Genomic DNA, 17,879 nt, shown 5'->3' with positions numbered 1-17,879 from the left:
TTACACCCCTTTCTTCTTTTTCAGTTGTTCTAACTCTTGCTTTATCTTCTCTTCTCTCTGGATCTTATCCAGCTCTTCCTGGATAGGATCCGTTTCATCCAATACATCCAGTGCATTTATCTCAATAAGTTCATCCATAGCAGCTACCTTATTATTTTTCTCTTTTATCTTCTCTTGCGCCCTGGCTATTCTCTGATTTATATTTAAAATATCACTGGAGACGCCTGCAATAGCTTCCTTAACCATTATTTGAGCATCAGCTGCACGATTCATGGCAATCAATTCCTCTTTTTTGTTCTGCAGATCGTAAATATACCTCTCCAATTTTTCTTTATTTGCCGTGATCATCTTTATCTTTTCTTCTAATTGCTTCAATTCTTTAGAAATCCGTTCTTCTTGTTCTGTAAGATCCATCTTTTTAGCTAATGCCGCTTGTGCTAAATCTTCTCGGTGAGAAGCAATTGATAGATCAGCCTGTTCTTGAGCCAATCTTATTTTATCCCTTATATCCGACAAGTTGCTTTCAAGTCTTTTCTTAACCGTAGTAACCTCAATAAGCGATTTATTTATCTTATTTAATTGCTCTCTTAGTTCTTCAAGAGACAGTTCCAAAGCTTCTTCAGGGTCTTCTAATTCATTCAATATTGAATTTGCCTTTGCCTTAAAAATTGACTTTACCCTATCGACCAATCCCATTTTTATTTACCTCCTTTGATTTTTTCTCACATACACATCATACAATTTAATTATGGAGAAAATATGAAGAATAAGAATGAATCTTCATATTTTCTCCATAAAATCGTATTATCATATAATTCTAGAGAAATATATGCTAGAATTATTGTCAGAATAAACAAAAAATAGTCAAAAGGAGGACTGTATGTGAAAGACGCAACAGAAATCATAAGAAAGAGATACGATAGGGCGGCAAAATACTATGATAGAATTGAGGACATGATGGAAAAAATGTGGATATCTAAATAGAGAAAAGAACTATTTAATCATGTAAAGGGCCACGATATTCTGGAAATCGGTGTGTGGACGGGCAAAAACATGCCTTATTATCCCAAGGAGATGAATATCACAGCAATAGATTTTAGTCCAAAGATGCTTGAAAAAGCAATAGCAAGGGCAAATAAACTGGGTTTAAATATAATGCTTAAATTAATGGATGCTCAACAGCTAGATTTCCCTGAGAACTCCTTTGATGTGGTTATAACAGCTTTTGTCTTTTGTTCTGTACCGGACCCTATTAAAGGGCTAAATGAGATAAATAGGGTCCTACGAAAAGACGGTGAATTAATCATGCTTGAACATGTAAGAAGTAATATAGAACCCTTAGGTACATTTATGGATACTATAAACCCTTTAGTTGTCAGAATATATGGAGCTAATATCAACAGAAATACTATCGATAATATAAAAAAACCGATTTTCAAATAATTTATGAAGATAACCTGTTTCTTGACATTGTTAAACTTATAAAAGCAAAACCTATAAAATAGCTTTGCATTACGTTAACCGTTTTAAGAAGGCAAAGTGTTTTTGGGAAATTTTGCCACATTTTAATCTGATATTCAAAGCTACCCACGATCTCGTTTAAAAGCTCAGTCATACCAAACTTTCCCACATTTAGTTTAATATCGTTATTTTCTATATCTGTAAAATATTTCAGCTGTTCTACAAGTTTAATCAACCTTACTATTTCGTTTTCACACACCTCCGACCTTTGGAGGTTTCTCCCAATGTATTAGGTGGTTTCTTTCGAACTATTCATAAACATTTTACCTACAATCAATATATAAGCACTATACGCAATGACCTGCATTAAAGACGGAGTGCTTTCGTATCCAATAAACGCGTGCAGTAACTTACCTAACAAACTTTCATCTGGAATTAACCATTCTAGGCTCCATACTTTTTCAATTATTGGAGATATTATTCCTAATTCTCCTAATGCATGAATTGCATGAGATGTCAAACCTGCTGCAATGAATATCAAAAGCCAGCTAGTTATCATAAAGAATTTCCTTAAATTCAATTTTATTGTTGTTTTGTATAATAATATAGATATTATTGCAGCTATAAATAACCCCATAAATGAGCCTAATAATAAACTTTCACCTTTTAAGGCGGTTAAGAATAGTGCCGTTTCTATCCCTTCTCTTATCACTGTTACAAATGCTAATATCGTTATACCCCATACCTGATTATTTGACAAAGCTTCATCAACTTTTGCTTGAAGCACACCTCTGATGTTCTTGCTCTGCTTTTGCATCCAGACAACCATATATGAAAGGATAATAATGGCTATCGCTGCAACAACTATTTCAAATAATTCAGCACTTTCGCCTTCAAAACTAATTTTTAAAGCCTGGAATATAAACGAAATAACAACACTCAAAACTATAGCACCAATAGCACCTAGCCATACGTGTTTAAAGTACTTTTTTGGTTGATTTTTGTAAGGTATCCTAATAGTATACCTATGACTAAAAAAGCCTCGAGTCCTTCGCGGATTGTAATTAATATACCTGCTAACATAAAAACCCTCCTCGTATAATTAATTTTAAAGGCAATAAATTTGTCTCACTTCTTAAAATTTAATAAAGCAAATTTATAACTGGAAATCTTTAATATTCTCATCTTGTCTAAAATCTTATCTATTGCCATGAATCCGTAATATTGCGCAATATGCAGGATTCATGGCGCGGCCGTCTCATCTTTTTTCGGCCTTATTATTTACTTTTGAGATAACTTGTAGCATTATTATACTGTAAAGTTAATGTGGGACAGGCTTTCGTCCTCCATGCGGCTTGACCGCTCTTTTAAGTGTGGTCCCTACACCAGATTTGCCTTTTCTTACGCGAAATCTGCTTTGTCATATATAAGCCCCTGGCAGCAGAGGATTCAGGCTTATATATTAAGAGCTAATTGCGAGGTTGCTACATAATCTGGTTGCTAGGGTTATCTCAAATTAACTTTTACTTACTTTATCACTTTTGAAAGGAGGTGTAACAATCTTGAATAAGCTTTTTGTTGGTATGGATGTAAGCCTGAATGATGTCAAGGTTCATATTCTCGACCAGGAGGGTAATGATGCTTCCTCTCGTTTTTCTGTAGAAAATAACCCTCATGGTTGTGATGTTATAGTATCACGTATCTTGGAGTGTTGTAATAAATACAATATCCAAAAGGTCTTTATTGGTTTGGAATCTACCTCAGTCTATGGCTGGCACCTCCAGTATTATTTGGCTGATCATTTTGCTCTTAAGCCTTATCAACCTTCTATTACTACTTTTAATGCTAATATTATTAATGCTTTTAAAAAGTCTCTCGGCAATTTGCCTAAAAATGACTGGATGGATGCCTTTGCTATTGCTGAAAAACTGAGATTCGGTAGACTCCCTAAATCTTGTTCTGTAGATTTTAGATATCTTGCTCTCCAGAGGCTTACTCGCCATCGCTTTCACATTGTTAATAGTATTGTTAGAGAAAAAAATTATTTACTCAGCAATTTGTTCCTTAAGTTTAGCGGTTTGTGCCAAAATAAAGTCTTTAGTAATAATTTTGGAGCAACTGCTACTGAAATGTTTAATGAGTTTTTCACCCTTGATGATATTGCGGCTCGACCGCTTGATGAGCTTGCCGGCTTTTTGGTTGATAAGAGTAAAGATCGCTTTGATGATCCAGAAGCTACAGCTAAATTGCTTCAAGAGGCTGTTCGCAAGTCTTATAGAATTAATGCTACTGTAGATGATTCTTTAAACTTTGTTATCAAGTCTTGCTTTGATAATCTACAGTCCCTTGAAAAACAGAAGAAAGCTGTAGAAAAAGCCATTATTAATGAGGTAAAAGGATTTAACAATGAATTTCTTTGTCTTACATCAGTAAAAGGTATTGGCCCAACCATCGCAGCCGGCTTAATATCTGAGATAGGCGGAATTTCAAGGTTTGATAATGATAATGCCCTTGCAAAGTTTTCCGGCCTTTATTGGTCAGAATACCAGTCTGCTGATTTTAAAGCGGAGGACACATATCTCAAGCGTACTGGTAATGAGTATCTCAGATATTATTTTATTCAAGCAGCTGACCAACTCAGGAAGTATTTACCTGAGTTCTCACAATACTATGCTCGCAAATTTAAAGAAAGCAAAACTCACAAGCATAAACGTGCTCTTGTATTGACTGCACGTAAAACTGTAAGGTTAGTCTTCGCTCTGCTGCGCGAAGAAAAACTTTATAAATCCCCAATAATGAAAGGAGATGATTGTATAAGTTAACATATTATCCCATAACCATATTTTACATTAATTTCCATCAGCTTATTGCGTGATGGTTAGCTTTGCTATGCCATTTTTTAGGTTATATTATTAAATTTTTTTTTGAATTTTTTTATCACCCTCTTGACATATTACCGAAATACTTATATGATTATGATAATCATTATCAATTTTATTTTAAACTATGCATATTCATTTTGTCAACTTTTTTATATTATATTTGTTGTGGTGTTAGTATATTATTGTAGACACTTTAACTCGAACAGGATAAAATAAAAATATAAAGAGAGGAAGTGTCTACAAAATGCCAAGAGGACAAAGAAAATATAATGATGAAGTATAATCTTTACGGCTGGGGGTGGAAGAAGGAAATTCAGCATTGGAGATAGATCAAGATTTTCAAACATAGAAGAATAGAAATAATTCGATAAATAAGGGAGGAAATCCTACATAAAAGATAAGAAATTTAGGAATGATAATAAAAAGTACATCCTAGGAATGGCTTAAATGAAGGCTTTTAAATTATGCACAAGCCAACGTATAATTAACTAAGGAGTGGATAAATAATGATTAAGAAAATTGTGCCATATTTAGTGTTTGAAGGAAATGCAGAAGAAGCATTAAACTTCTACAGCGATGTATTTGGCGGAGAAAAATCTAATGTTATAAGATATGGAGATTCACAGATGCCAGTTAAGGAAGAATATAAGGATAAAATATTGCATGCAAGACTTGAACATAAATCATTTATTTTATATTTATCTGACACATTCCAGGGACAGAAGGTTGAAAAAGGAACTAATGTATCTTTAACACTTGAGTTTGACACAGAAGAGGCTATTGATAAGGCTTATACTGCCTTATCAGAGGGTGGTAAGATACATATGGAGCTTCAAAAAACTTTTTGGAATGCTAAATATGCGAAAGTTACTGATAAGTTTGGAATAACTTGGGATTTAAATTACCAATATTGATTGTGGACTCTTTGTCAAGAGTTGGGGTGGGTATTTTTCTGAATGCCTACCCTTTAGTTTTAAACTGAAGCATATAATCGTCGTGACATCTTGCAGAAATTTTGTGATATAATTTATATGCTTTTATTCTTATGCTCCTTTTATAGCAGGCATTTAGAATAAGTTCACTATTTTTTATGAATGATTTTTTATCCACCTCACCACTTTGTAATTTTTCATTTTCGTTTTGCTCAAAACAAAAATTAGCCTTATGAAATCAGGGTCTTTTGGCTTCGTTCATTCGAAAAAAGAATTAATTATTTTTTAAAGAGGCGATAATAATGCCTAAAGAAAATGAAATTTGTGTTGTAGATAGTAGTCTATTGAAGATTTGGCAAAGGACTTATTTAAAGATGATAAAGATGGATAAATGTTAAAAAAGTGAATAATTTGAAGGAGAGATTTTAGGCATGTACAAGAAGAGATTACTGTTGCCCTTTATATTAATACTATTTGCATTTATATTGACAGGCTGTACAATATTTGACAATACATCTACTCATGAAGTTCAACAACTTTTACAGGATGAGGGGACAAAAAGCCAGCAAGAAACAGTTAAAAAATCCGAAACAGATAGTTTAACAATAAATTATATAGACGTAGGACAAGGAGACAGTATATTTGTACAAACTCCATCAGGCAAAACGATATTAATAGATGCAGGAACGCCTGAAATGGGCAGTAAAGTTGTAAATTACATAAAAAGCCGCGGAATCAATAAAATTGATATACTTATCGGAACTCACCCTCATAATGACCACATAGGTGGTATAGTAGAAGTTATAAAAACCTTCAAAATAGTAAAGTTTTATATGCCTAAAGTAACGACGACAACAAGGACATTTGAAGAAGTTCTAAAGGCAGCAAAATCAAAAGGACTTTCGATAAATGTTGCAAAAGCAGGAGTAGTAATTGACCTTGGAGATGGCATAATTGCAAAAATGCTTGCGCCAAATAGTTCCCATTACGAGGACTTAAATAATTATAGTGCAGTAGTAAAAATTACGTATGGTAATACCTCTTTTTTGTTTACAGGAGATGCTGGTGAACAATCTGAAAAGGAAATGCTAAGTGAAGGATATAATTTAAAAGCTGACGTATTAAAAATTGGACATCATGGCAGTTCTTCAGCTTCTACGTGGGCATTTTTAAAGGCAGTACATCCTAAATATGCTGTTATATCTTGCGGTAAATACAATGACTATGGTCATCCCCACAAAGAAACAATGAAAAAGCTTAGGTCATTAGGAATAATAGTATATAGAACAGATGAATGTGGGACTGTAATTGCAGTAAGTGATGGCAAAACTATAAATTTTAATGTAGAGCCGGGTGATTATTTGTCGGGAAGTGAGATTAAAAGATAATTTACGATCATCCGCCGAGAACGCTTTCCAATTTATTGAGAGATGAAAGGCGGTAAAAAATGTGATAAAATAAAGTAGAGTTAAAACAGGAAGGAGGTGAGAAAAATGGAAGTAACAAGAGTTATAGTATTTCAACTTTCTCACTGCAGCAGAGAACACAGAATAATATTGGGACATTTAACATACTCAGCATCAAAACTGTGGAACGTCGCAAACTACGCTGTTCAGAACAGAGAAATATCAGTAAATCAGTTAGAAAAGTGCTTAAAGGATAATTTCTGGTATAAAAACTTGCATTCACAATCTGCACAAGCAATACTGCAAAAACTACAGATAGCTTGGAAGAATTTTTTTGATGGATATACTAAAAAGCCGAAGTATCAACCCAAAAACGGGCATATCCCTGTAAGATGGAAGAAAAATGGCATAAAAATAATTAATAACAAAATCAGACTATCATTGTCCACACAAACAAAGCAATATTTAAAAGAAAAGTACGGTATTGAGTCCAAATATCTATGGATAGATTTACCGAAAAATCTATCGCTCAATACTGTACAGGAAATTGAAATTGTTCCAAAAACTTTGTATGGACATACTACATATTTTGTTCATATCGTTTATAAAAAAGATATACCAGAAGTCGAACCTGCAGATAAAAAAATGATGGGAATAGATTTTGGAATAAAGAATTTTGCAGCAATAGTTATAGAAGAAAATCCAGAAACATTTATTATTGATGGCGGTTATCTTATCTCAAGATTAAGATTATTAGCCAAGGAAAAAGCGAGAATCCAATCTGTAATTTCAAAACAAGGATACAAAACATCGTATAAGCTTCACAATTTAATAATCAAAGAGAAGAACTTTGTAAAAGACTACATACATAAAGTTTCAAGGTATATAATAGAACTGGCGAGGCAGAACGGAGTAAGCAAAATAATAATAGGTGGAATGAGTGACGGAATAAGAGATATGGATATAGGACATAAGAATAACGAGAAACTGCACAAAATACCATTTGGTAGATTGTTTGATATGATAAAATACAAAGCTAGAGAATATGGGATAGAGGCAAAAAAAGTAGAAGAAGCATATACTTCTCAAACATGTTCTGTATGCGGTATAGTGGAGAAGAATAATCGCATATACAGAGGATTATATGTTTGCAGTAGGTGTAGGACAGTAATGAATGCAGATATAAACGGTGCAGTGAACATATTAAAGAGAGTAACCCTGAATCCGAGATTGGATAGGGGTAGAGGGTTTGGCAACCCCAAGCGAATAAGGGTAGCATAGACTATCAATCTTCGCTTAAAGAACCTCTCCACTTTAGTGGAGAGAGTGTGTCAGTTTAATACATTGCATTTATAAAGTGATATGATATAATAAAAGCATTGAAACCAGTTGAAAAAATTTTTAGGAGGATTATTATGGCTACAGTAAAACCCTTTAAGGCAATAAGGCCTGCACCAGGATTGGCAAATAAAATAGTGTCCTTGCCTTATGACGTCGTAAATACCGAAGAAGCGAGGAATTTGGCGAAAGATAATCCTTATTCATTTCTTCATGTGGATAGAGCAGAAATAGATTTAGCTCCTTCTATAAATCCTTACGATGAAATAGTTTATGAAAAAGCGAGAGAAAATTTTGACAGAATGCTTAAAAAAGGGCTGTTAATAAAAGATAATGAGGAGAACTATTACATCTATAGAGAAATAATGAATGGCAGGAGTCAAGTGGGATTGGTAGCGACTGTTTCGATTGATGAGTATTTAGAAGGAATAATTAAAAAGCATGAGCTTACTCTGCCGGAGAAAGAACAGGATAGAATAAATCACATGGATTACTGTGATGCTCACACCAGTCCAGTTTTTTTAACGTACAAAGCCAATCAAGAGCTTAAAAAGTTGTTAAATAGCTGGATGGGGAGCAAAGATCCTATATATGATTTTACATCAGAGGATGAAATAAGACATACAGTATGGATTATAGATGACAAATCTTTAATAAATAAAATTACTTCTGTTTTTAAGGAAATAGACTATCTTTACATTGCAGATGGACATCATCGGGCTGCTGCTTCTGTAAAAGTAGGCTTAAAGAGGCGAGAACAAAATCGTGATTATAAAGGAGATGAGGAGTTTAACTATTTTTTAGCAGTGTTAGTGCCCAATGATGAAGTTTTTATCATGCCATATAATAGAGTGGTAAAGGATTTAAACGGCTATTCCGAAAGTGAATTTATCGAAAAAATAGAAGAGAAATTTGAAGTAGAGAAATGTAATGAAGGTCAGCCTTTCAATCCTTCGCAAAAGCACACTTTTGGCATGTATCTATCAGGAAATTGGTACAAACTTACTGCCAAAGAAGGTACTTTTAATCCATCGGATCCGATAGAAAGTTTAGATGTATCCATCTTACAAAAAAATCTTTTGGATCCTATTTTGGGAATAAAAGATCCGAGAACTGACAAAAGGATTGATTTTGTAGGAGGAATTAGAGGCTTAGAAGAATTAGAAAGAAGAGTTAAGGAAGACATGAAAGTAGCTTTTTCTATGCACCCGACAACAGTTGAAGATTTAATTGCTGTTGCCGATGCGGGAATGATAATGCCTCCTAAGTCTACCTGGTTTGAGCCTAAACTAAGAAGCGGATTATTTATTCACGAATTGAGCTAAAAGCACCTTTTCATTTTAAGGTGCTTTTTATTTTTTAAGTGAAAAAGTTCTATTATTTAAAAATTTGTACTAATATATATTGAAGGATAATTTAGGGGAGCTGGTTATATGAAAATAAAACAAAAAGCACTATTGGGTTTAGCTATAATTGTAATTATCGGTTTAGTGCTTTATCTTTTGCCTGAAGAGAGTCAACTTACATCTTACACAATTGAAGCAAAATATGATGACCAAAATAAAATAATTTATGCTACTCAAACAGTAAAATATATAAATACTAATGATATTCCTTTAAAAGAAATATACTTTCATTTATATCCAAATGCTTTCAAGACACAAGAGAATTTGCCTTTTACGAAGGGAGAGCTCCCTTTTGCCTATCCTGATGGTTTTCAACCGGGATTTATAGAGATTGAAAAAGTTACTTTTGATAAAGACATTCCAGCTACTTACGAATTGGAAGAACCTAATGAGGAAATTTTAAAAATAAATTTGCCTAAAGAATTAAAAAAAGGAGAAACAATAGAAATCAATATGACCTACAAAGTACAAATTCCACCTTGTAGAAGTAGATTTGGCTATGGGAACAATACCGTACAGATAGGAAATTGGTATCCTATACTCTCTGTATATGATAAAAATGGCTGGAATAATGATCCGTACTACATTTTTGGAGATCCTTTTTATAGTAATATAGCAAATTACAAAGTAAAATTGTCAGTACCTAAAAACATGATAGTTGCTTCCACTGGAGAAATAAAAGAAGAGAAAAACTATGGAGATTCCAAAGAATTAGTTATTGAAGCACAAAAAGTAAGGGATTTTGCTATGGTGTTAAGTACGAAATTTAAGATAGCAGAGCAACAGGTAGATGGCATAAAAGTTAAATCCTATTATTTTACGGAAGGATATGGAGACAAAGCTCTTAAATTTGCTGTAGATGCAATTAAGTTTTACAATGATTATATTGGCAAGTATCCTTATAAACAATATTCTGTTGTACAGACTGATTTTTACATGGGAGGCATGGAATATCCTAATCTTGTAATGATATCAAAGGATTTGTATACAAAAGCTAATTTGTTTCATTTAGAATATGTAATTGCTCACGAGACTGCTCATCAGTGGTGGTATGGTGCTGTGGGAAACAACCAAATAAAAGAATCTTGGCTTGATGAGGGATTGACGGAGTACACTACAATTATGTATATAGAAAGGTATTACGGTAAGGCAACAGCTGATGAGATTTATAGGCTTGTTATAGAGGGGGAATTTAATAAATTTCTAAATACCAATTCAGATATTTCTTTTGCTAAGACTTTGGCAGATTTTAAAGAGTGGAAGGAATACACTAATATAGCTTATAACAAAGGAGCAATGGTATTTTATAATCTGAGGAATCTGGTAGGTGACGAAGAATTCAAAAAAGTGCTTCAAAATTATTACGATAAATATAAATATAAAATTGCCACTACGCAAGACTTAATTGACGTAGTGGACAGTGTGACAGGCAAAGATACAGGTGGATTTTTCCAAGAGTGGTTCTATTAAATTATCATTTTTCGTTTTAGTCTTATATCTTCACCGTAGAAATTAAGCAATTTAAAATGGCCGAATATTCGTGAATAAATTCTTTCGGGATAAATTGCCATTATTTCCGATAGAGGTAAATTTGTAGAAATAATAAATTTTTTGCCAAGCAACAATCTTGTATTTAAAATATTAAAAAATTCCTGCAAACTAAAAGCAGTTATAGATTCTGTTCCCAAATCGTCGATTATAAGGAGGTCACATTCTTTTAACAATTCCAAATATTCATTATAACTACTGCCATCAGCATTAAGCTTGTTTATTCTCAAACCTTCAATTAAATCTGGCGCTGTTCGATATATCACACTTTTACCTCTATCTAATAATTCCTTTGCTATACAATTAGCAAGGAATGTTTTACCAAGACCCGAGTCTCCATAGAAAAAAAGACTTTCAGCGGTAGTATCAAAATTTTTTATAAAATTAAGAGAAAACTCTACAATATTTTTCATGTTGCTTCTTGGGGAAGGCTTATCTCCATAGGGTTTGTCTGAATAATATTCGAAATTAAAATTAGAGAAATTTTCTTTTTTAAGTATTTCGGCTATACTTGATTGTTTATAATAAATATTTATAAGCTTTTGGTCAAAACATTTACATCGCTTTCCATTTACATATCCTGTATCTTTGCATATGTTGCATTCGTATTTAGGTTCTAGATAATCTTCAGGGTATCCATTAGATTCTAAGAGATAAGCCTTCTTCTTTTTTAATTTATTTAACCTCTCTTTTAAAAGATTTAAAAGTTCTCTTCCCTTTTCAGGTTCTTTAAAAATTGATTGAGTTATTTCGATTCCTACGTTCTTAATCTCTTCCTCAATTTTTTCAAGTTCAGGAATTTTTTTATAAAGTTTGTTTTTACGGTAAAGGGCTTCTTGCAAAGCCTTATCTCTTTTCATTTCATATTCTTTAAGGATTTCATGGATGATGTTTTCATTCATTTAATTCACTCCTTGAATGGGCTAAAAGCTTTTTCTCCAAATCTTCTATGTCGTAACTTCTCTGAGAGTAGCTGTTGAAGTAGTTTTTAGGAGCTTTAAAACCTGAGGTAACAGGAGTTTTTTTCTTTGTAGAGGACTTTTTATTTTCTAAATCTTCTACTGTTCTTATACCTTCATTAAACCAGTTGATTAGTATTTTATTTATATAAGGGAAACTGGGTTCATTCAATTTAAGAGTACATTCGTTGCAGGCTTTTATTATCACATCTACATCAAAACCTAAATCGTCCATCCAGCGGTCCATCATCTCTTTGTGGGATTCCATTAATTCATCCTCTTTAAGGCCTAAAGCATTTAAAATCTTTCTATAATTTTGCCATCTTTTGTTTTCTGCTTTTAAGTATTCTTCTACATCTAATGCGGTTTTAAGACCTGCGTCATGCCAGGCTATTGCTACCTTTTCCATATATCTTAAAGAAGTTTTGTTTTTAGAAGCGCAATAACTTACTAACATCGTTATTATTTCCAAGGAAAAGCCGTATTCATCTATCCAGCTTAAATATGTTTCCATTTCTGTGGGGGTTAAAGGCCTTCCTAAAGTCAATTCAATTGCTTCAAACATTTGTTTTACTTGAGGGTCCTGTAAGGACACGCTGTGATTTGAGGTTGGTTGTGGAATAACCGGGAAATATTCAACTGTGTATTCACCATCTATGTATTTTAATTTAACTAAGCCTGATTTTTCCCAATACTTCAAAGCTCTGTCAATTTCTATATCTGACATAAATAATTTATCTGCTAAAGTTTTCAAAGGTATTTCATTACCATAATAGCAATATTTCAATCCCAAAATATATACTTTGACATATTCGCCTGGGGCATCCAACATGAAATGATTTATAAAATAATTGCTGATGGGAGTACTTCCCCAATCGTCATTTTCGTTTAAAAATCTAAAAACGCTCATCCTCCCCACCTCGAATATATTATAACACAGCGAAATAGCCTCTTCAATTGAAAAGAATTTAACATAATTATCGGAATATTTGAGTATATTGTTAAATTAAATAAGTATATATAGGAATATTAGTTTGAAGTATAACATACAATATAGAAAGATGCTAAAAATTTCATTAATTAAAATTTGGTTTTACAAAAAAGTATGGTATAATTAAAAAAGATTAACAGAAGAAAGGAGAATACTATGGGGAAGGTGGGGGATAAAAGCTATAAGTTTTTTCTTGGTTTATTAAAGACTTACAAGAACAATATTATAGCTTTTGTGGTAGCACTGTCCATAGGTCTTTCTTTTATTGTATATGAAGAAGGATTTGCCTACAAGATAACAGTAAATGGTGAAACTATTGGAATTACCAAGAATATAGATGAGGTAAAAAGTTTTATAGAAGAATTACATAAAAAAGAAAAGCAAAAGACAGGAACGGATATAGTTTTAAATCAGCAAATAAAATTTGAAAGGGTAAGAGTATCAAATAAAGAGTTGACAGATGTACATAAAATTTATGCTAATTTGGAAAATGCTATGAGTTTTAGCTGCAAAGCTGCTGCCATAATAGTAGATGGCAAGTTTGTGACTGCGTTAAAAAATGAAGAAGAGGCAAATAAGGTTCTTGAAATGTTAAAGAATAAATACGCAAAGGATTCTGATAGAACATATTTTAAAGAGGATGTCAAAATTGAAGAAAAGTACATACCTCCAAAATATTTAGTAAGCTTTGAGGAAGCGTTAAAAATATTGCAACAACCTGTAAAAAAAGCTGTTACATACACTGTAAAAGAAAACGATAGTTTGTGGTCTATTGCAAGAGACCACGACATGTACATTGATGATATTTTAAAATTAAATCCTGGCCTTACAGAAAATTTAAAACCAGGACAAATAATATATTTATCTTCTGCTGTACCTAATGTCACGGTTGTTACTGAAAAGAGAATAGTTTACAAAGAGGAAATACCTTTTGAGACAAAGCTTACTAAAGATGACAAACTGTATACCAATCAGTCTAAAGTGTTAGTAGAAGGTAAAAAAGGTTTGAAAGAGGTAACTGCTGTTGTTGTAAGTTACAATGGCATTGAGGTTTCAAAAAAATAAAGAACGAAAATGTCCTTGAAAATCCTATCAACAAAATAGTTGCCGTAGGTTCAAAAAGAATATCTTATGTTGCTACAGGGTCTTTTAATTATCCTGCGAGAGGTACAATAACCTCACGATTTGGTCCTAGATGGGGGAGTTTCCATACGGGAGTTGATATAGCAGCTTCAGAAGGAACTCCTATCTATGCTGCAGATGCAGGAACTGTTATATTTTCTGGTTGGGAAAGTGGCTATGGCTATTTAGTGAAAATTGACCATCACAATGGTTATGTTACTTATTACGGACACGCTAGTAAACTCCTTGTTAAGAAAGGCGATAAAGTGGCGAAAGGACAAAAAATTGCTTTGGTAGGTTCGACAGGTCGTGCAACAGGGTCTCATCTCCACTTTGAAGTTAGAAAAAATGGTGTTCCAGTTAATCCTTTATCATATTTAAATAGATGAAATTGTGACAAGCCCTATGGAGGGCTTTTTATTTTTGTAGGGTTGCTACAAGTATTTATGAATGTTATAATACAGTTGTAATTATATTTGTCAAAAAAACCTGTATCGCTTCATACATATAAAAGCCTCTACATATAAATTACATACGGGGTTTTAAATGTATGTGAGGTGATACAGGATGAAAAAGAAAATTATTGCTTTTGCTATTGCACTTATTTTGTTCATTTCTCTTTATTATGCTAACAAAATTATGGTGGCTTCCTATCCTTATGTGAGAGAAATAAAAGAAAATAGTTTAACAGATAATGTAAAAGATTACAAAACAACACAAAGTGAGCACTTTATAGTGCGATATACCATGCCAGATGAAAAATACGTTTCTCTTGCTTTAGAAATTGCAGAAAAACATTATGATAGTGTTACTAAAGATTTAGATTACAAACCACCTGGTAAAACCGTCATTATAATGTACCATGACCCTGAAAAAATGAACACAGATTTTTCACTTGCAAAAGGGGATACTGCGATGGGGCTTTATTTAAATGGAGTCATAAGCATAGTATCACCTGAATTGTGGATTAGTCCTACAGAAGACCTAGAAAAAGTCTTTGAGCATGACGGACCGATTGTACACGAATTTGCCCACCTTGTTGTAGATGATATTGCGAGAGGCAATTACCCCGTATGGTTTACAGAAGGTATAGCCCTTTTGGAAGAATATCGAGAAAACGGTTTTGTCTGGGGTGAAGGTGTAACAGGTGATAAACCCTATTCCCTCAAAGAGTTGACTTATAACTTTAACCAATTAGATGAGACATTGGCCTATAAAAGGTCTTTTGAAATAGTAAAAGCCATAAGTGATAAATATGGGATGCAAAGCATAAGAGATATTTTAAAATATTTGGGGAGAGGGTTAAGTTTAAGTGAGAGTTTTTATAAAGTTACAGGACAAGATTTAGAGAAATTTATAGATTCAGTGAAATAAAGCAAGGAGAGTGTTGCTCTTCTTGCTTTAACCCTATAAAAAGACAAGGGGGAAGAAAAATGAGTTACAGAATACTGATAGTTGATGATGAGAAGCCCATAGTTGAGATAATCAAATACAATCTGGAAAAAGAGGGATACATAACTTATGAAGCTTATGATGGGGAAGAGGCTTTAAAAATAGCAAAAGAGCAAAATCCAGATTTGATAATACTTGATGTGATGTTGCCTAAATTAGACGGTTTTTCAGTACTAAGGACTCTAAGGCAATCAATGACTATACCTATTTTGATGTTGACGGCTAAAGAGGAAGAAGTAGACAAAGTATTGGGACTGGAATTGGGAGCTGATGACTACATAACGAAACCTTTTTCTATAAGAGAACTCATAGCACGAGTAAAAGCTAATTTAAGGAGAATTAGTTTAAATGGAAACGAGTCTGGGAATATCATTTACGTAAAAAATTTAAAAATTGACATGTCGAAATATAAAGTAGAAAAAAACAATAAAGAGATAGAACTTACCTCCAGAGAATTTGAACTTTTGAGATTTCTCATTTTAAACAAGGGGCTTATTTTTTCACGCGAAATGCTATTGGAAAAGGTATGGGGTTATGAATATCTGGGTGATATTAGAACGGTAGATGTCACCATAAGAAGACTGAGAGAAAAAATTGAAGATGACCCCAGTAACCCCAAGCTTATTCACACAAAAAGAGGGGTTGGTTACTATTTTAGCGATGAGAAGCAGATTTAAAAGCATTCAATGGAAAATAATTCTCATATATACTTTGCTAATACTTGTAGCAATGGAAATCATATGGGTATATCTTTATAAATCTCTTGAAAATTACCACATGAATAACTTTGACAATTACCTTGAAGCGCAAGCACGAGGTATTTCTTTTACCCTTAAAGACAACATGGATGCAAAAAGCTTAAAAAATGTGATAAATATGTACATGGGTCCTAATTCAAACGTAAAGTATGTGTACATTTTGGATAATAAAGGAAATATTTTAGCTAGTTCAACTGGGGATAGGGGAAAAATGATGACTCCTGCTATTGTCAAAGCCCTATCAGGAGAAATCGGAAATGAAGTGACTGATGATTATAATTCTACTGGAAAAATAAAAAGCTTTGCCATGCCAGTTTATAATAGCGATGGTAAAATAAATGGAGTTGTGTATATTAGCGGTTCTTTAAATGGAATATATGAGACTTTATGGGATGTCAATTTGATTCTTTCGAGTGCTACTCTTTTTGCTGTTGGAATTACTATGGTGCTTGGATATATTTTGTCCAAGACTATAACTGACCCCATCAAAGAAGTGACAAAATATGCTCAAAAGATGGCAGAAGGTAATTTTGATGTGACGATAAAGATAAAATCTAATGATGAAATAGGAAAATTAGGTGAAATGTTTAATTTTTTATCTTTGCGGTTAAAACAGACTTTAAATGATATTCAAGGTGAAAAAAACAAAATAGAAGCTATTATACAATTTATGACCGATGGTGTTGTGGCAACAGATGCAAAAGGCAACATAATCCACTATAATGAGGCTGCCGAGAAAATGTTAAATGTGAAGCTGGAATTAGGAATGCCAATAGAGGGAATACTAAATTTAGAAAAAGAAGATGCAGTAGCGACAATGAATTGCGGAAACAAGGTTTTAACAGTTAACATAGCTCCGCTAAAAAGCAATCAACAAATAGAAGGATATGTTTATGTACTTCACGATATCACGGAGCAACACAAATTGGATGCCATGAGGAAGGAGTTTGTGGCAAATGTCTCTCATGAACTTAGAACTCCTCTTGCTACCATAAAAAGCTATGTTGAAACTCTTCTTTACAGCGACGTAGATGCTGAATATTTAAAGAGATTTTTAAAAATAATAGATTCAGAAACTGACAGAATGACACGTCTTGTAAAAGATTTACTTCTTTTATCTAAAATGGATTCTGAAGACAAAAACCTCAAATTTGAGCATAAAAATTTAAATGAAGTAATAATTGACGTAATAAATAGACTTTCTATTGAAGCTCATAAAAAAAATCAGAAACTTATCGTCGACCTTCAAGAAACGCCAAGGCATGTGTATATTGACAAAGATAAAATGGAACAAGTAATAGTTAACTTAGTAACTAATGCTATAAAATATACTCCAGAAAACGGAATGATAAAAGTTATGACAGAATATGATGAAAATTTTGCAACCTTCATTGTGGAAGACAACGGTATAGGAATTCCTAAAGAAGACCTGCCTCGAATTTTTGAAAGGTTTTACAGAGTAGATAAAGCCAGATCCAGAGAGCTTGGAGGTACAGGATTAGGGCTTTCTATTGTAAAACAAATAGTAGAACTTCACAAAGGAGAAGTAAACATAGAAAGCGAAGTAGGAAAAGGCACTATAGTGAGGGTTAAACTGCCATACCAGTAAATTCGTAATAATAAT

Annotated in this window: 15 protein-coding genes and 1 pseudogene; 11 read left to right on the top strand and 5 right to left on the bottom strand. The window is 33.0% G+C overall.

Annotation, left to right across the window (positions count from 1 at the left end; translation table 11 throughout):
- Positions 1-696 (bottom strand): PspA/IM30 family protein, encoded by a 696-nt coding sequence (locus tag THEWI_RS13280; RefSeq protein WP_014063756.1) that lies wholly within the window; start codon positions 694-696, stop codon positions 1-3.
- A gap of 357 nt (positions 697-1,053) precedes the next feature.
- On the opposite strand from THEWI_RS13280, the gene THEWI_RS15175 reads away from it, so the two are divergent.
- Positions 1,054-1,443 (top strand): class I SAM-dependent methyltransferase, encoded by a 390-nt coding sequence (locus THEWI_RS15175; RefSeq protein WP_244262255.1) that lies wholly within the window; start codon positions 1,054-1,056, stop codon positions 1,441-1,443.
- Position 1,444: 1 nt separating this feature from the next.
- Here the strand turns inward: THEWI_RS15175 and THEWI_RS14405 are convergent, their stop codons facing one another.
- Positions 1,445-1,720 carry a hypothetical protein gene (locus THEWI_RS14405; protein ID WP_167535739.1) on the bottom strand — a complete coding sequence of 92 codons (276 nt, stop codon included), beginning with the start codon at positions 1,718-1,720 and terminating at the stop codon, positions 1,445-1,447.
- Between the two features lie 30 nt (positions 1,721-1,750).
- Positions 1,751-2,404, bottom strand: a complete 654-nt coding sequence (locus THEWI_RS13265) for an FTR1 family iron permease (RefSeq protein WP_244262254.1) — start codon at positions 2,402-2,404, stop codon at positions 1,751-1,753.
- A 640-nt stretch (positions 2,405-3,044) separates the two neighbouring features.
- Here THEWI_RS13265 and THEWI_RS13260 point away from each other — a divergent pair.
- The 6 genes from THEWI_RS13260 to THEWI_RS13235 all read left to right on the top strand — a co-directional run bounded on the left by THEWI_RS13260 (position 3,045) and on the right by THEWI_RS13235 (position 10,895).
- Complete coding sequence (locus tag THEWI_RS13260) at positions 3,045-4,283, top strand: IS110 family RNA-guided transposase (protein WP_208854412.1); 1,239 nt, start codon at positions 3,045-3,047, stop codon at positions 4,281-4,283.
- A gap of 566 nt (positions 4,284-4,849) precedes the next feature.
- Positions 4,850-5,257, top strand: coding sequence for a VOC family protein (locus THEWI_RS13255; protein ID WP_004399598.1), 408 nt, complete (start codon positions 4,850-4,852; stop codon positions 5,255-5,257).
- 449 nt (positions 5,258-5,706) lie between these two features.
- Positions 5,707-6,663 carry a ComEC/Rec2 family competence protein gene (locus THEWI_RS13250; RefSeq protein WP_006569816.1) on the top strand — a complete coding sequence of 319 codons (957 nt, stop codon included), beginning with the start codon at positions 5,707-5,709 and terminating at the stop codon, positions 6,661-6,663.
- Positions 6,664-6,768: 105 nt separating this feature from the next.
- A complete protein-coding gene (locus THEWI_RS13245; protein ID WP_003870740.1) occupies positions 6,769-7,962 on the top strand; it encodes an RNA-guided endonuclease InsQ/TnpB family protein in 1,194 nt (397 codons plus the stop codon).
- A 134-nt stretch (positions 7,963-8,096) separates the two neighbouring features.
- Positions 8,097-9,344, top strand: coding sequence for a DUF1015 domain-containing protein (locus tag THEWI_RS13240; RefSeq protein ID WP_014063753.1), 1,248 nt, complete (start codon positions 8,097-8,099; stop codon positions 9,342-9,344).
- Between the two features lie 108 nt (positions 9,345-9,452).
- On the top strand, positions 9,453-10,895 hold the full coding sequence (locus tag THEWI_RS13235; RefSeq protein ID WP_003870742.1) for a M1 family metallopeptidase: 1,443 nt from the start codon (positions 9,453-9,455) through the stop codon (positions 10,893-10,895).
- Here THEWI_RS13235 and THEWI_RS13230 read toward each other — a convergent pair.
- Both THEWI_RS13230 and THEWI_RS13225 read right to left on the bottom strand, forming a co-directional pair.
- Complete coding sequence (locus THEWI_RS13230) at positions 10,892-11,875, bottom strand: ATP-binding protein (protein ID WP_003870743.1); 984 nt, start codon at positions 11,873-11,875, stop codon at positions 10,892-10,894. The two genes, THEWI_RS13235 and THEWI_RS13230, sit on opposite strands and share 4 nt — an antisense overlap.
- Complete coding sequence (locus THEWI_RS13225) at positions 11,868-12,842, bottom strand: DnaD domain protein (protein WP_014063752.1); 975 nt, start codon at positions 12,840-12,842, stop codon at positions 11,868-11,870. The genes THEWI_RS13230 and THEWI_RS13225 overlap by 8 nt, the downstream gene beginning before the upstream one ends.
- Before the next feature lie 237 nt (positions 12,843-13,079).
- On the opposite strand from THEWI_RS13225, the pseudogene THEWI_RS13220 reads away from it, so the two are divergent.
- The 4 genes and pseudogenes from THEWI_RS13220 to THEWI_RS13205 all read left to right on the top strand — a co-directional run bounded on the left by THEWI_RS13220 (position 13,080) and on the right by THEWI_RS13205 (position 17,864).
- A pseudogene (locus tag THEWI_RS13220) lies at positions 13,080-14,434 on the top strand (peptidoglycan DD-metalloendopeptidase family protein).
- A gap of 178 nt (positions 14,435-14,612) precedes the next feature.
- Positions 14,613-15,419 (top strand): peptidase MA family metallohydrolase, encoded by an 807-nt coding sequence (locus THEWI_RS13215; protein ID WP_014063750.1) that lies wholly within the window; start codon positions 14,613-14,615, stop codon positions 15,417-15,419.
- 59 nt (positions 15,420-15,478) lie between these two features.
- Positions 15,479-16,174, top strand: coding sequence for a response regulator (locus tag THEWI_RS13210; protein WP_003870747.1), 696 nt, complete (start codon positions 15,479-15,481; stop codon positions 16,172-16,174).
- Entirely contained in the window at positions 16,158-17,864 is a 1,707-nt protein-coding gene (locus THEWI_RS13205; protein ID WP_014063749.1) for an ATP-binding protein, read from the top strand. The genes THEWI_RS13210 and THEWI_RS13205 overlap by 17 nt, the downstream gene beginning before the upstream one ends.
- Positions 17,865-17,879: the final 15 nt, after the last annotated feature.

It is taken from the genome of Thermoanaerobacter wiegelii Rt8.B1, from assembly GCF_000147695.2.
Lineage (GTDB): Bacteria > Bacillota > Thermoanaerobacteria > Thermoanaerobacterales > Thermoanaerobacteraceae > Thermoanaerobacter > Thermoanaerobacter ethanolicus.
Note: the sequence above shows the minus strand (reverse complement) of the source record. Positions and strands in the feature narration are given on the sequence as shown.

Coding starts and splice junctions, on each gene's coding strand:
- THEWI_RS15175 (WP_244262255.1), top strand. CDS start 1,054: ATGCCTTATTATCCCAAGGAGATGAATATCACAGCAATAGATTTTAGT.
- THEWI_RS13255 (WP_004399598.1), top strand. CDS start 4,850: ATGATTAAGAAAATTGTGCCATATTTAGTGTTTGAAGGAAATGCAGAA.
- THEWI_RS13245 (WP_003870740.1), top strand. CDS start 6,769: ATGGAAGTAACAAGAGTTATAGTATTTCAACTTTCTCACTGCAGCAGA.
- THEWI_RS13225 (WP_014063752.1), bottom strand. CDS start 12,842: ATGAGCGTTTTTAGATTTTTAAACGAAAATGACGATTGGGGAAGTACT.
- THEWI_RS13205 (WP_014063749.1), top strand. CDS start 16,158: ATGAGAAGCAGATTTAAAAGCATTCAATGGAAAATAATTCTCATATAT.
- THEWI_RS13260 (WP_208854412.1), top strand. CDS start 3,045: ATGGATGTAAGCCTGAATGATGTCAAGGTTCATATTCTCGACCAGGAG.
- THEWI_RS13240 (WP_014063753.1), top strand. CDS start 8,097: ATGGCTACAGTAAAACCCTTTAAGGCAATAAGGCCTGCACCAGGATTG.
- THEWI_RS13230 (WP_003870743.1), bottom strand. CDS start 11,875: ATGAATGAAAACATCATCCATGAAATCCTTAAAGAATATGAAATGAAA.
- THEWI_RS13250 (WP_006569816.1), top strand. CDS start 5,707: ATGTACAAGAAGAGATTACTGTTGCCCTTTATATTAATACTATTTGCA.
- THEWI_RS13210 (WP_003870747.1), top strand. CDS start 15,479: ATGAGTTACAGAATACTGATAGTTGATGATGAGAAGCCCATAGTTGAG.
- THEWI_RS13280 (WP_014063756.1), bottom strand. CDS start 696: ATGGGATTGGTCGATAGGGTAAAGTCAATTTTTAAGGCAAAGGCAAAT.
- THEWI_RS13235 (WP_003870742.1), top strand. CDS start 9,453: ATGAAAATAAAACAAAAAGCACTATTGGGTTTAGCTATAATTGTAATT.
- THEWI_RS13215 (WP_014063750.1), top strand. CDS start 14,613: ATGAAAAAGAAAATTATTGCTTTTGCTATTGCACTTATTTTGTTCATT.